The 13,738-nt window shown below is 68.7% G+C and carries 14 protein-coding genes; 2 read left to right on the top strand and 12 right to left on the bottom strand.

Translation table 11 applies throughout. The features are described 5' to 3' along the window. Nucleotide 1: 1 nt before the first annotated feature. Genes Q0599_RS03905 through dusB form a run of 10 tightly spaced genes read right to left on the bottom strand, consistent with a single transcriptional unit; the run spans nt 2 to nt 9,610 of the window. Entirely contained in the window at nt 2-787 is a 786-nt protein-coding gene (locus Q0599_RS03905) for a transglycosylase domain-containing protein (RefSeq protein ID WP_298826474.1), read from the bottom strand. Continuing rightward, entirely contained in the window at nt 787-1,641 is an 855-nt protein-coding gene (gene aroE / locus Q0599_RS03900; protein WP_298826009.1) for a shikimate dehydrogenase, read from the bottom strand. The genes Q0599_RS03905 and aroE overlap by 1 nt, the downstream gene beginning before the upstream one ends. A gap of 2 nt (nt 1,642-1,643) precedes the next feature. Next, nucleotides 1,644-2,519, bottom strand: coding sequence for an energy transducer TonB (locus tag Q0599_RS03895; protein ID WP_298826006.1), 876 nt, complete (start codon nt 2,517-2,519; stop codon nt 1,644-1,646). After that, the gene (locus tag Q0599_RS03890; protein ID WP_298826003.1) at nt 2,512-4,554 is read right to left on the bottom strand and encodes an RNB domain-containing ribonuclease; all 2,043 of its coding nucleotides are present in this window, start codon (nt 4,552-4,554) and stop codon (nt 2,512-2,514) included. Before Q0599_RS03890 ends, Q0599_RS03895 begins: the two co-directional genes overlap by 8 nt. A 34-nt stretch (nt 4,555-4,588) precedes the next feature. Beyond that, entirely contained in the window at nt 4,589-5,137 is a 549-nt protein-coding gene (ruvC, locus tag Q0599_RS03885; protein WP_298826001.1) for a crossover junction endodeoxyribonuclease RuvC, read from the bottom strand. Between the two features lie 22 nt (nt 5,138-5,159). Further along, nucleotides 5,160-6,128 carry a phosphatidate cytidylyltransferase gene (locus Q0599_RS03880; RefSeq protein ID WP_298825998.1) on the bottom strand — a complete coding sequence of 323 codons (969 nt, stop codon included), beginning with the start codon at nt 6,126-6,128 and terminating at the stop codon, nt 5,160-5,162. 1 nt (nt 6,129) lies between these two features. After that, nucleotides 6,130-6,747: a 1-acyl-sn-glycerol-3-phosphate acyltransferase gene (locus Q0599_RS03875; RefSeq protein WP_298825996.1), complete on the bottom strand. Its 618-nt coding sequence runs from the start codon at nt 6,745-6,747 to the stop codon at nt 6,130-6,132. A 10-nt stretch (nt 6,748-6,757) separates the two neighbouring features. Next, a complete protein-coding gene (gene purH / locus Q0599_RS03870) occupies nt 6,758-8,329 on the bottom strand; it encodes a bifunctional phosphoribosylaminoimidazolecarboxamide formyltransferase/IMP cyclohydrolase (RefSeq protein ID WP_298825993.1) in 1,572 nt (523 codons plus the stop codon). A gap of 7 nt (nt 8,330-8,336) precedes the next feature. Beyond that, complete coding sequence (locus Q0599_RS03865; RefSeq protein WP_298825990.1) at nt 8,337-8,573, bottom strand: Fis family transcriptional regulator; 237 nt, start codon at nt 8,571-8,573, stop codon at nt 8,337-8,339. After that, nucleotides 8,570-9,610, bottom strand: a complete 1,041-nt coding sequence (gene dusB, locus Q0599_RS03860) for a tRNA dihydrouridine synthase DusB (protein ID WP_298825987.1) — start codon at nt 9,608-9,610, stop codon at nt 8,570-8,572. Before dusB ends, Q0599_RS03865 begins: the two co-directional genes overlap by 4 nt. 104 nt (nt 9,611-9,714) lie before the next feature. On the opposite strand from dusB, the gene Q0599_RS03855 reads away from it, so the two are divergent. Then, nucleotides 9,715-10,191: a YqaA family protein gene (locus Q0599_RS03855; RefSeq protein WP_298825984.1), complete on the top strand. Its 477-nt coding sequence runs from the start codon at nt 9,715-9,717 to the stop codon at nt 10,189-10,191. Nucleotides 10,192-10,194: 3 nt separating this feature from the next. Here the strand turns inward: Q0599_RS03855 and Q0599_RS03850 are convergent, their stop codons facing one another. Together Q0599_RS03850 and Q0599_RS03845 are read right to left on the bottom strand one after the other, a co-directional pair. Next, on the bottom strand, nt 10,195-11,412 hold the full coding sequence (locus Q0599_RS03850) for a patatin-like phospholipase family protein (protein WP_298825981.1): 1,218 nt from the start codon (nt 11,410-11,412) through the stop codon (nt 10,195-10,197). A 119-nt stretch (nt 11,413-11,531) separates the two neighbouring features. Continuing rightward, nucleotides 11,532-12,062: a phasin family protein gene (locus tag Q0599_RS03845; protein WP_298825978.1), complete on the bottom strand. Its 531-nt coding sequence runs from the start codon at nt 12,060-12,062 to the stop codon at nt 11,532-11,534. Between the two features lie 185 nt (nt 12,063-12,247). Between Q0599_RS03845 and Q0599_RS03840 the strand changes: the two genes are divergently transcribed. Continuing rightward, on the top strand, nt 12,248-13,738 hold a 1,491-nt coding region (locus Q0599_RS03840), incomplete at its 3' end, for an SDR family oxidoreductase (RefSeq protein ID WP_298825975.1).

Below are 13,738 nucleotides of genomic sequence, written 5' to 3'. Positions count from 1 at the left end.
TCTACGGCGGGTCGATCGCGCCCATGCGCGCCGCGATCGTGCCGGCGCGGCCGATCACGTAGGCCGAGTTCGGCCGCTTCTCGAACCGCTTGGGCGCCGGCAGCATCACCGCCAGCCGTGCCGCCTGCATCGGACCGAGCGCTTGCGCGCTGGTGCGGAAGTAGTGCCGTGCAGCGGCTTCCGCGCCGAACATGCCCTCGCCCCACTCGACGCTGTTCAGATAGATCTCGAGGATGCGCTGCTTGGGCAGCAGGCCCTCCAGCATCATCGTGATGACGAACTCCTGGCCCTTGCGTGCGAGGCTGCGCTCGCTGCCGAGGAAGAGGTTCTTGGCGAGCTGCTGGGTGATGGTCGAGCCGCCCACCACCTTGGCCACCTGCGGTGGCGGCGGGGGCGGTGCCCTGCCCGCCGGCACTCTCGCGGTCCGGCGTTCATGCTGCGCGGTCAGCCGCTCGAGGCGTTCCTCGGCGCGCTGATTGCGCTCCCAGGCCTTCTCGATCGCGTCCCAGTCGACGCCGCTGTGCTCGGCGAACTCGGCATCCTCGGAAGCGATGACCGCGCGCTTGAGGTTCGGCGAGATGCGCGCGTAGTCCACCCACTGCTGCGCCCACAGGATCTGCCGCTTCTCGACGAGCAGCCGCCAGGCTTCGGAGCGCTGGAAGGTGGTCGACTGCGGGTCGAGAACCGCCATCAGCGCGACGCGGGCGAGGAAGTACAGCTGCAGCGCGAACGCCGAGAGCACGAACAGGGCCAGCAGACGCAGCAGCGCCCGTGCCACCGTGCGCATCATGACGCCTGGCTTCCCAGGCGCTCGCGCAATGCGGCGAGCACGGGCGCGGTGTCAGGCTGCACGCCGCGCCACAACCCGAACGCTTCGGCGGCCTGCTCGACGAGCATGCCGAGGCCGTCGCGACCGCGTGCGCCGTGCGCTTCGGCCCAGGCGATGAAGCCTTGCGCCGCCTGGCCATACATCATGTCGAGCGCGAGTGCTCCGTGGCCGAGCACGCCGGCACCGACGGGGACCTTGTCGCCCTGCAGGCTGGAGGCCGTGGCGTTGACGACCACGTCGAAGCCGCGTCCGCAATCGCCGGGCGGACGCACCGACAGCGCGACCGAGGCCGATACGTCACGGTGCCGTTCGACCAGCTGCTGCGCCTTCGCCAGCGTGCGGTTGGCCACCACCAGCTCCGCAGGCCCGGCCGCAAGCAGCGGCCCCAGCGCGCCGGCCGCGGCGCCGCCCGCGCCGATCAGCAGCACGCGCGCGCCGGCCAGCGGCACGCCGGCATTGCGCTCGATGTCGCGCACCAGGCCGATGCCGTCGGTGTTGTCGGCGAGCCAGCCCCCGGCATCGAAACGCAGCGTGTTGGCGGCCCGTGCCAGCGTGGCTCGCGGCGTGTGGCGCGCGGCGAGCGCGTAGGCCTCGAACTTGAACGGCACGGTGACGTTGCACCCGCGCACTGCCCCGGCCGAGGTGTCGGCCGCGAATCCGCGGACCGTCTCGGCGAAGCCGTTCAGCGGGCAGAGCAGGCGGCCGTAGACCATCGCCTGCCTCGTCTGCCGGGCGAATTCCGCATGGATGAAGGGCGACTGGCTGTGTTCGACCGGATTGCCGGCCACCGCGTAACGATCGGGATGGGCCACGGTCACTGGGGCGCGCTCAACGTCGTCTCGAGTCCCTCCTCGCGCGTGAACTTGAAGCGCGAGGTGATCACCAGCTGGTCGGCCTTGCGCCGCATCGCTGCGCTGAACGGCCCGAACGGCGCGGCCGCCTTGACGATCGCCACCGCGCGCCGGTCGAGCACCTTCGAGCTGGACGGCCGCACGACCTCGGTCTCGATGACACGGCCCTCGGCATCCACCGTCACGTTCATCACCAGCTCGCCGTAGAGTTTGCGACCCTGGTGCTCGGGGAAGTTGCGCGTGCCGCGTTCCTCGATCCTGCGGCGCAGCTGGTCGTAATAGAGCGCATAGACCTCCTCTCTCGTGGCAGGGCTGATATAGCGCTTCTTCGGCCGCGCGTTCTCCTCGTTGATGCGCTTCTCGATCTCGGCAAGCAGCTCGATCAGCCGGCGACGCTTTTCTTCCAGCGAGCGCTCCTGCGGCGAGCCCTGGTCGCGCCTCGGATCGGGCGGCGGCAGCAGTGCGAGCTCGCGGCGCATTTGCGCGAGCAGTTGCTGCTGAGCCTCCTGAAGCTGCTCGACCTGGCGGCGCGCGTCCTCGTTGGCGTCGCCGAGTTCAATGGTCGCGGCCGGTGGCAGCGGCGATGTCGCGCGCCCGCGCTCGGCGTCGCCGCCGCCCTGCAGGTTGGCCTGCGCGATCGCCGCTGCCACCGAGGGCGCTTCGCCCGAGCGGGAGTTCACCAGGATCACTTCCAGCGGGGTGTCCTGGAACACGCGGTTGAATCCCTCCGGGTCGACGAAGCGCACCCCGAGCAGGGCCGCGTGCACGCCGACCGAGAAGAGCAGCGCGAGCTGCAGCGTCGAGAGTTTGCGGCGTGCCTTCGAAGCCATGTCAGGCATCGCCCTTGCTCGCCGGCTCGCCGGCCTCGCCCTCTGCGGCCACGTCGATCGCAAGCGTCAGCGGTCCGGCGCTCTCCACCGCCTCCTCGACGTCGGCTTCGTCGACCTGCGCGTCGTCCGCGGTCGTGGTCGGGTCGTCGATGCGCCTGAGCACGCTGGCATGCACGTCCAGCGTGAGCAGGTCGGTGCCGGTCACGCGCACGCGCACGCGCGCGCCGCGCGGCAGCCCTTCTGCGCCGAGCGCCCTGAACACCAGCGGCAGCATGTCGGCGCGCACCAGTCCGTCCTTCATCACCGCGGCATCGAGTTCGGCAATGTCGTTCTGTGCCAGGTGCTGCAGGGTCCAGTAGCGCTCGATCGCCGACTGGAAGCCGTTGTACTCGGCGTAGGCGGCGTCGAAGGCGGAGATGATCGAGAACAGCGCCGCGTCCTTGGGCTTGAAGGGCGCGGCCAGCGCCGCGGTGCGGCCGTGCCGCGCGCAGGCGATGATCTGCCACTGGTTGACGAGGTCGACGTAGCGGCGCAGCGGCGAGGTCGCCCAGGTGTACTGCGCCACGCCCATGCCGGCGTGCGGCGCCGGCTTCACGCCCATGCGCACCTTCACGCCCGGCGCCAGGCTCGCCTGGCTGCGGTAGATGCCGGGCACGCCGCATTCCGCGATCCAGCCGCCCCAGGTGCTGTTGGCCAGGATCATCGCTTCGGCGACGATCAGGTCCAGCGGCGCGCCGCGCTGCCGCGTGCTGATCGACACGCGCTCGTCGCCCCGCGGCTCGCCGCCGCCTTCGAGTCGGAAGGTGTAGTCCGGCCGGTTGAAGCTCTCGGGCTTGCCGCGCACCACCTCGCGTTGCGCCTTCAGGTGGCGCGCAAGGCGAAAGGCGAAGGCGAGTTCGGGTGCGTGCGCGTAGGGGGCGGGCGCCTCGCCGCTCAGCGCGGCCTCGGTGATCACGGCGTCGAGCTGGTCGTGGCGCAGGTTGGAGACGATGTTCACCCGCTCCAGCTTCGTCTCGCTGCCCTTCACCGCCAAGCTGGCCTCGTCGACCGTGACGTACAGCGACAACGCCGGACAGGCCTGGCCGGCGGTCAGCGTGTAGGCCTGCACCACCGCGTCGGGCAGCATGGTGAGCTTCCAGCCCGGCATGTAGACGGTGGACAGGCGCTCACGCGCGAGCTTGTCCAGCGGCGACTCGGCAGTGATGGCCAGGCCCGGTGCAGCGATGTGGATGCCGAACACCACCGTGCCCGAGCCCAGGCCCTGCACGGACAGCGCGTCGTCGATCTCGGTGGTGTGCGAGTCGTCGATCGAGAAGGCCTGTACCGGCGACAGCGGCAGTTCCTCCTTGATCGCCGGCGCGGCCAGGGGCGGGAAACCGGTGCCCTTGGGGAAGTTGTCGAACAGGAAGCGCCGCCAGTGGAACTGGTAGGGCGAGTCGATCGCTCCGGCGGCCTTGAGCAGTTCGAGCGGCGGCTTCTGCGAGCGCCTGGCTGCCTCGACGACGGCCTTGTACTCGGGTGCGTTCTTGTCGGGCTTGAAGAGGATCTTGTACAGCTGCTCGCGCACCGGCGCCGGACAATCGCCGCGCAGCAACTCGCCGGCCCACGCCTCGATCTGCGCCTGGACGGCCTTCTTGCGCTCGATACCGAGCAGCGCGGCCTTCACTGTCTCCTCCGGCGCCTTGCGGAAATTGCCTTTGCCGAGCCGCCGGAAATAGTGCGGCGCTTCGAACAGGCGGAACAGCGCCGCGGCCTGCTTCTCGACGCCGGCGCTGGCCTCGAAGTAGTCGCGCGCCAGGTCGGCGAAGCCGAACTCCTGCTCGGGGGCGAATTCCCACGCGAGGTCGAGATCGATGTCGCGCGCGATCGTCTGCGCCGACGCGATCAGCTCGGCCGGTTGCGGCTTGTCGAACTTCAGCAGCACGTTGGCCGACTTCACCTTCACGCGCTTGCCCGAGTCGAGCTCGATCTGCATCGAGCTGTCGGCTTCGGTCATCACGCGGCCGGCATGGAATTTCCCGGCGTCTTCGAACAGGGCATACATAGAGGGCGCGATTGTCGCCTGAAGACGTGGCCCGTCAGTAACTTCGGCCTTTGCGATACTGGGCATGCACGCGGCGCGCCAGCGTCGTGGTGCGCGAGATCGCCGCGAACGACGCGCCGGCATGGGCGTGGCAGATCGCCAGCCCGAGCGCGTCGGCGGCGTCCTTGCCCGGCTCGCCGGGCAGGGCCAGCAGCCGCGCCACCATCGCCTGGACCTGCTCCTTGCGCGCCTGGCCGTGGCCGACCACGGCCTTCTTCATCTGCAGCGCGGTGTATTCGGACACCGCCAGATCGTTGGACACCAGCGCCGCCAGCGCCGCGCCCCGCGCCTGCCCGAGCAGCAGCGTGGACTGCGGATTGACATTGACGAAGACGATCTCCATCGACGCGCAGTCGGGCCGATAGCGCGCGGTGACCTCGCGCACGCCGTCGAAGATGATCTTCAGCCTCGCCGGCAGCTCGCCGATCGCCGCCGCATCGGTCTTGATCGTGCCGCTGGCCACGTAGTGCAGCCGCGAGCCTTCGGCCTCGATCACGCCGAAGCCGGTGGTGCGCAGGCCGGGGTCGATGCCGAGGATCCGCATGGGGCCAGTGTGCCTGCGTTGCCTACACGCCGAAGTACCAGCGCACCGAGTGGAAGAACACCGGTGCGGCGAAGCACAGCGGAGCCACGCGGTCGAGCAGGCCCACCGCGCCGGTCACCGACGCCTTGCCGCCCCAGCTGGGCACGCCGGCGTCCTTCTTCAATGCCTTCATGACGAACTCGCCGAAGGTGCCGCTGCCGCCGGCAATGAAACCCATGATCAGCGCCGGGATCGGCTTAAAGGGCGTTGCCCAGTACAGCGCCGCACCGACGATCGCCGCCGCCAGCGCGCCGGTCCACCAGGCGCGCCACGAGAAGGAGCGGCTGATCGCGCGGGCCACTGGCCGCCGCCGCAGCCAGCGGCTCGCCGTCTCCTGCGCGATCTGCGCGGTGGCCACGACGACGACGAGGTAGAGCACCATGAAGGCGCCGCGCCCCTCGTAGCGCGGCAGGTCGAGCAGCAGCAGGGCCGGGGCGTGGCTCATGCCGTAGACGCACACCATGATGCCCCACTGGATCTTCGCCGTGCGCTCGAGAAAGCGTGTCGGGTCGTTGCCGAAGGCGCTGACCACCGGGATGGCGAGGAACACGTAGACCGGCACGAACACCGTGAACAGGTCGAAGTGTTCGGTGGCAACGATGCCGTATTGCAGCGGCAGCACGACGAAGAAGGCGAGCAGCAGGCTGCGGTGGTCGCCACGGCGGGTGTGCGTCAGCGTGACGAACTCGCGCAGCGCGATGAAGGACAGCACGCCGAACAGCAGTGTCGATACGAAGGCGCCCGAGGCCCAGGCGATCCAGAACAGGACCGCACCCATCCACACCGCGCGCAGGTCGCGCACGAAGCGGTCGAAGTGCTCCTGTTCGTCCGGCGAGCGCTCGCGCACCGAGCGCGTGGTGGCAACGATGCTGACGATGGTCAGCAGGCCGAACAGCAGCACGAACAGCAGGCCGACCTGCTCGCTGACGCTGAGGTTGCGCAGGGCGCCCATGTCAGCCGACGTCCCGGAGCGCGATCACGGCCTGGCGCGCGCGTTCGAGGAACGTGCGCTTGTCCTCGCCGGGCTGCAGCGCCATCGGCGCGCCGAACGTCACGGAACAGAGGATGGGTACCGGCACCACCTCGCCCTTGGGCATGACGCGCTGCACGTTATCGATCCATGCCGGGATCAGCTGCACCTCCGGGAAGGCCTCGGCCAGATGGAACAGGCCGGCCCTGAAGGGCGCCGGGTCGGCCGCGTGTCCGCGCGTGCCCTCGGGGAAAATGACCAGCGAGTCGCCGCTCCTGAGCGCCTCCATCAGCGGCTCGAGCGGGTCTTCGTCCTCGCTGCGCTGCCGGCTCACGTAGACCGCGTTGAAGATCTCGCGCGTGATCCAGTGCTTGAACCGGCTCGAGGTCCAGTAGTCGCGTGCAGCGATCGGCCGCGTGACGGCGCGAAGCTCGTGGGGCAGAGCCGCCCAGATCAGCACCCAGTCGAAGTGGCTCTGGTGGTTGGCGAAGTAGATGCGCTGCTCGGCCTTGGGCGGGCTGCCGTACCAGTGGCCTTGCGCGCCGGTGATCAGGCGGGCGAGGAAGGCGAGGAAGAGTCCGGCAGCCTCGGGCAGCTTCATGAACAGGCGATCAGTGCCTGAAGTGGCGCACGCCAGTCAGCACCATCGAGATGCCGCGCTCGTCGGCCGCCGCGATGACTTCGTCGTCGCGCACCGATCCTCCGGGCTGGATGACGCAGGCGGCACCCGCATCGACGACCACGTCCAGGCCGTCGCGGAAGGGGAAGAAGGCATCGCTCGCCACGGCCGAGCCCTGCAGCGTCAGGCCGGCGTTGGCCGCCTTGATCGAGGCAATGCGCGCGGAGTCGATGCGGCTCATCTGTCCCGCGCCCACGCCCAGTGTCATGCCGCCACCGCAGAAGACGATGGCGTTGCTCTTGACGTACTTGGCGACCTTCCAGGCAAACAACAGGTCGTCGAGCTGGGCCGCCGTGGGCTGTTTCTTCGTCACCACCTTCAGCTCGGCGCGCGATACCTCGCGGTTGTCGGCGTCCTGGATCAAGAGGCCCGAGCCGACGCGCTTGACGTCCTGCGCATTACGGCCCTGCTGCCAGGCCGTGTCACCACCGGCGGGCAGGGCGATTTGCAGCAGCCGCGTGTTCGCCTTGGAGGCAAACGCCGCTCGGGCCTCGGCCGTGAACGACGGCGCGATCAGCACTTCGACGAACTGCTTGGCGACCAGCGCCGCACCTTCGCCGTCGAGCTCGCGGTTGAAGGCGATGATGCCGCCGAAGGCCGAGGTCGGGTCGGTCTTGAAGGCCTTGGCATAGGCCTCGGCCGGGCTCGCGCCGAGCGCCACGCCGCAGGGGTTGGCATGCTTGACGATCACGCAGGCCGGTGTGTCGAAGCTCTTCACGCACTCCCACGCCGCGTCGGCATCGGCGATGTTGTTGTACGAGAGCTCCTTGCCCTGCAGCTGCCGGGCCGTCACCAGCGAACCCGGGGCGGGGTGGAGATCGCGATAGAAGGCCGCCGACTGGTGCGGATTCTCGCCGTAGCGCAGGTCCTGCAGCTTGACGAAGCGGCCGTTGGCCTGCGCCGGGAAGGCGCTGCGCGAGCCGTCCTCCTGCAGCGAGGACAGGTAGTCGCTGATCGCGGCGTCGTAGTTGCTGATGCGGTTGAAGGCCGCCACCGACAGCGCGAACTTCGTCTTCTGGCTGATGCCGCCGGCCTTCAGCTCGGCGAGCACGCTCTCGTACTGCGACGCATCGGTGAGCACCGCGACGTCCTTCCAGTTCTTCGCTGCCGAGCGCACCATCGCCGGACCGCCGATGTCGATGTTCTCGATCGCGTCCTCCAGCGTGCAGCCGGGCTTGGCGACGGTGGCCTCGAACGGATAGAGGTTCACCACCAGCACGTCGATCGTCGCGATGCCATGGGCCTGCAGCGCCTTCACGTGCGCCGGCAGGTCGCGTCGCGCCAGCAGACCGCCGTGGATCTTCGGATGCAGCGTCTTCACGCGGCCGTCGAGCATTTCCGGGAAACCGGTGTGGTCGGCCACCTCGGTGACGCCCAGCCCGGCGTCGGCGAGCAGCTTCGCCGTGCCGCCCGTGGACAGCAGCTTCACGCCCAGGTCGTGCAGTCCGCGTGCGAACTCGAGCACGCCGGTCTTGTCGGAAACGGAAATCAGCGCGGTCGTCATGGTCGTCCTACTTGATCAGCTTGTGGTCGAGCAGCTTTCGCCGCAGGGTGTTGCGGTTGATGCCCAGCCAGTCGGCGGCGCGGCTCTGGTTGCCCTCGGCGTGTTTCATCACCACCTCGAGCAGCGGCTTCTCCACCACGCGCAGGATCATGTCGTACATCGCAGCCGGCTCGACACCGCGCAGGTCCTTGAAATAGCCCTCCAGGTTCTCCCGGATGCACTCCTCGATGTGTTTCTTGCTCATGCTTTTCGTGCCAGAACGTCGTCGTTGGCGGCGCGGCTCGTGACCGGCAGCCGTGGATGGGTATCGGCGAGGCGGTCGAAGAACGTCTCCACCGCGCGCAACTGAGCCGCGCAGTCGTCGATCAGGTTCATCTCGGCGCGGAAGGCCTCGCCGCCGGGCAACGCGCGCACCGCCCAGCCGATGTGCTTGCGGGCGCTGCGAACGCCGGCGCCTTCTCCATAGAGGGTGTAGTGGGCGTGCAGGTGCTGTACCAGCCATGCTCTAGCCTGGGCCGTGCGCGGCGGGGCGAGTTCCTCGCCGGTGGCGAGGAAGTGTGCGATCTCGGCGAAGATCCACGGCCGACCCTGCGCAGCACGGCCGATCATGATCGCATCGGCGCCGGTCGCCGCGAATACGGCGCGCGCCTTGCGCGGCGAGTCGATGTCGCCGTTGGCGACCACGGGAATCGACACCGCCGCCTTCACCGCCGCGATGGTTTCGTACTCCGCCGCACCCCCGTAGCCCTGCTCGCGCGTGCGGCCGTGCACGGTCACCATCGAGATGCCGGCGGCCTCGGCCATGCGCGCCAGGCGCACCGCGTTGCGTTCGCTGTCGCACCAGCCGGTGCGCATCTTCAACGTCACCGGCACGTTGCGTGGCGCGCAGGCCGCGACCACGGCCTCGACGATCGCCGTGGCCAGCGGCTCGTCCTGCATCAGCGCCGAGCCGGCCCACTTGCTGCACACCTTCTTGGCCGGGCAGCCCATGTTGATGTCGATGATCTGCGCGCCGCGGTCGACGTTGTAGGCCGCCGCCTCGGCCATCATCGGCGCGTCGGTGCCGGCGATCTGCACGGCGATCGGCGACGTCTCGCCGCGGTGGTCGGCGCGTCGGCTGGTCTTCAGGCTGTTCCACAGGTCCTTGCGCGAGGTCACCATCTCGCTGACCGCGTAGCCCGCACCGAGCTGCTTGCACAGCATGCGGAACGGGCGGTCCGTCACCCCGGCCATCGGGGCGGCAAACAGCCGGTTTGCCAGCGTGATGTGGCCGATGCGCATGGGGAAGGGGGCGGGTGCTGAAAAGAGAGGCAGGAGTATAGCCAGCGCGTCGGGAGGTCTCGTGGTGCGGTGCATCAAGGGTCCTGTGTCGATAATCGCTTTCGATGGAGGCTTGGCTGCAATCCCTGCTGGCGGTGCTGGCCCTGCCCGAGTTCGGGCTCAGCACGGTGTTCGTGGTCGCCTTCGTGTCGGCCACGCTGCTGCCTTTGGGCTCGGAGCCCGCGGTGTTCGGCCTGCTCAAGCTCAATCCCGAGCTGTTCTGGAGCGCCATCCTCGTCGCCACCGCCGGCAACACGCTGGGCGGTGCGCTCACCTGGGCGATGGGCTACGGAGCGGAGCGCGCCTACGAGCGGGTCACGCACAAGCATGTCGAGGCACGGGCCCTGAAGTGGCTCGAGCGCTTCGGGCCCAAGGCCTGCCTGCTGTCGTGGCTGCCCGCGGTGGGCGATCCACTGTGCGCCGTGGCGGGCTGGCTGCGACTGCCGTTCTGGCCCTGCGTGCTCTACATGGCGATCGGCAAGTTCGCGCGCTACCTGACGATGACCGCCGTGCTGCTGTGGTGGTTCCCGGGCAAGCTCTGAACCTCAGTCCGCCAGCAGTGCCACCTCGAGTTCATCGAGCACCTGCTCGAGCTTCTTCACCGCCAGCGCTGAAGGCAGCCCGGGTCGGGCGCGGCGCGCCGGGCGGCGCAACAGCGTGCGGTGGTGGTCGTCGAGCACGGCGTCGTCCAGCGTCAGGCCGTGCCGTGCCAGCTTCGCGGCAAGCAGCGGCCGCTGCGCTCTCAACTGCTCGCGCGTCTGCCGATAGGCATGCTCGGCCAGCCGGCGCCGCTGCGAGTAGCCGAAGGTGTTGGCGAGGAACATCTCCGGGTCGCGTTGGTCGGGTTCGAAGAGCAGGATGTCGGTGTCGGGATGGCTGCGCTCGTAGCCCTTCATGCCGAGCTCGAGCCGCGAATGGATCAGCGTGCGGAAGGTCTGCGACAGCACCACCGGCAGGCCGCCGTCGACCAGCTTGGGGATGCGCGGCTCGCCGCTGCTGAGCACGCGGTGGCGAGGCGCATGCGCGGCGTCGAAAGGCACCAGCGGGTTGAGGCACAGCAGCAGGTCGAGGCCCTCGTCGAGCAGCACCGAGGCGTGCAGCGTCTTCTTCAGCGCGCCGTCGACGTAGCACCGTCCGCCGATCTCCACCGGCGGGAAGAGCCCCGGCAGCGCCGAACTGGCCTGCACCGCCTGCGAGATTGGAATGCCGTCCCAGCCGGGCTGGCCGAACGGCGCGCTCTCGCCACTGTCGAGATCGGTGGCCACCAGCACCAGCTTGCGCTGCAGCTTGCGGAAGTCGTTGCTGCGCCCCGCCACCGCGAACTGCCGGCGCAGCTGCGCCTCGACGCCGGTGTTGGAGAACAAGCCGGTGGGCAGCGCATGGCCGAACTGCTCCAGCGTGACGCTGGCCGAGCGGCGCTGTAACGCGCCCACCCACAGCGCCTGCCATGCCACGCGCGGCAGCGCGGCAAGGCGCCTGGCGAATTCGCCCCAGGCCGGCCGCAGCAGCAGCGAGGGTTCGAAGATGTCGTGGGCCGCCCCCTCGTTCTCGATGAACGAGGCGCATTGCTCGCGTGGGCTCATGCCGTTGGCCAGCGCAGCGGCGATGAAGCCGCCTGCCGAAACGCCGACGTAGGCGTGGCAGTTGGCCAGGTCGAGGCCGGTGATCGCCTCGTCCAACGCGCACAGCGCGCCGAGTTCGTAGACGGCACCCAACGGGCCCCCGCCGGCCAGGGCCACACCGATGCGGGGGCGATTCATCATGGCCTCAGTCTAGGCCGCGACACGTGCTTCCCGCTGGAGCAGCGTGTCTAGATCGGATTCGGCGCGCACAAGACGAAACGGGGCACCCCTGGTGCCCCGCCCGCAGCAGGAGGCGGCGCTCAGGCTGCAGCCGACTTGCGCGCGGCCACGCGCTTCGCGGCGGGCTTGGCCGCGCCGTTGGCGCGGCTCTTTGCGGCAGCCTTCTTTGCTGGCGCCTCGCCCTTGGAGAGCTTGGCGACCTGGGCGCTCAGCGCGTCGATGCGCTTGATCAGCGCCTCCACGTCCTTCGCCGAGGGCACGCCCAGCTTGTTCAGTGCCTTGGCGGTGCGCTCCTCGAAGATGGTTTCGAGCTTGTCCCAGTGCTGTCCGGCCTTGCTCTGCACGTCGCCGGCCATGCTGGTCATCTTGCCGGTCACGGCGCCGATCTTCTCTTCAGCCACTGCCTGCGTCTTGCGCTGCAGCGACAGGCCTTCCTTGACGAGAGCCTCGAACACCTTGCCGCCTTCTTCCTGCGCCTTCGAGAAGGCGCCCATGCCGGCCAGCCAGATCTGCTGCGCCGAGTCCTTCACCGAGCCGGCGAGCGCGCCGTCCAACAGGCTTGCCGAGGAAGTGGCCTTCTTGTTCGCCATCTGCTTGAGCTTCTTGACCATGGTCTGTCCTCTGTGGTGTGCGGGGATGAGTTGCACTATAGGCACCCCTCTTGGAGGGAGCAGCCTAAAACTCTAGGGCGAGGGCTCTACGCCGGGCGTGGAGCGCTCCGGGTAAGCGCGCAGCGTCGCTCCAGGACCTTTAGTCAAGAATAGGTGCAAACCCGTTTCCACCCAGGAGGAGCCCCATGCAGTACTTCGTCACCGGCGCCACCGGCTTCATCGGCAGGCGTCTCGTCAAGACGCTGCTGGCGCGACGCGGAGCGGTCGTGTATTTCCTGCTGCGCCCGGAGTCGGAAGGCAAGGTGCCCGAGTTGCTGCAGTACTGGGGTGTGGGCCGGACGCGCGCGATACCGGTGTACGGCGACCTGACGAGCAAGAAGCTCGGCGTGGGCTCCGACGAGGTGAAGGCGCTGAAGGGGCACATCGACCACATGTACCACCTCGCGGCGGTCTATGACCTCCAGGCCGACGAAGAGAGCCAGGTCAGGACGAACATCGAGGGCACCCGCAGCGCGGTCGAATTCGCCAAGGCGATCGACGTCAAGCATTTCCACCATGTCTCGTCCATCGCCGCGGCAGGCCTCTACGAAGGCGTGTTCCGCGAGGACATGTTCGAGGAGGCCGAGGGCCTGGACCATCCGTACTTCATGACCAAGCACGAAAGCGAGAAGATCGTGCGCAAGGAGTGCAGGGTGCCCTGGACCGTCTACCGCCCGGCCATGGTGGTGGGCGACTCGAAGACGGGCGAAATGGACAAGGTCGACGGCCCGTACTACTTCTTCAAGCTGATCCAGCGCATGCGGCAGATCCTGCCGCCGTGGATGCCCAGCGTCGGCCTCGAAGGCGGGCGCGTGAACATCGTGCCGGTGGACTTCGTCGTCGCCGCGCTCGACCACATCAGCCACCACTTCCACGCCAGCGGCAAGTGCTACCACCTGGTCGACCCCGTGGGCTACCGCGTCGGCGACGTGCTGGACATCTTCAGCAAGGCCGCGCACGCGCCGAAGATGAACCTGTTCGTCAACGCGGCGCTGCTCGGCTTCATCCCGAAGAGTGTCAAGAAGGGCCTGATGGCGCTGGCGCCGGTGCGGCGTGTCTACAGGGCGGTGATGAAAGACCTCGGCCTGCCCGAGGACATGATGACCTTCGTCAACTACCCGACCCGCTTCGATCGCCGCGAGACCGACGCGGCGCTGAAGGGCAGCGGCATCGAGTGTCCCAACCTGCACGACTATGCCTGGCGACTGTGGGACTACTGGGAGCGCCACCTCGACCCGGCGCTGTTCATTGACCGATCCCTGCGCGGCACGGTGGCAGGCAAGGTGGTGCTGGTGACCGGGGGCTCGTCGGGCATCGGCCTGGCGGCAGCGTGCAAGTTCGCGCAGGCCGGCGCGATCACCATCATCTGTGCGCGCGACAACGACAAGCTCGCCGAGGCGGTGAAGGAAATCAAGGCCTTCGCCGGCAAGGACTCGATCGTGCACAGCTACAGCGTGGACATCGCCGACGAGGCCGATTGCGCCGCCTTCATCCAGGCACTGACCGAGGCGCATGGCGGCGTCGACTTCCTCGTCAACAACGCCGGCCGTTCGATCCGCCGCGCCATCGAGTCGAGCTACGACCGCTTCCACGACTTCGAGCGCACCATGCAGCTGAACTACTTCGGCTGCCTGCGC

It is taken from the genome of uncultured Piscinibacter sp. (assembly GCF_937952055.1).
Taxonomy (GTDB): Bacteria; Pseudomonadota; Gammaproteobacteria; order Burkholderiales; family Burkholderiaceae_C; genus Piscinibacter.
This window is presented reverse-complemented; position numbering and strand designations above follow the sequence as displayed.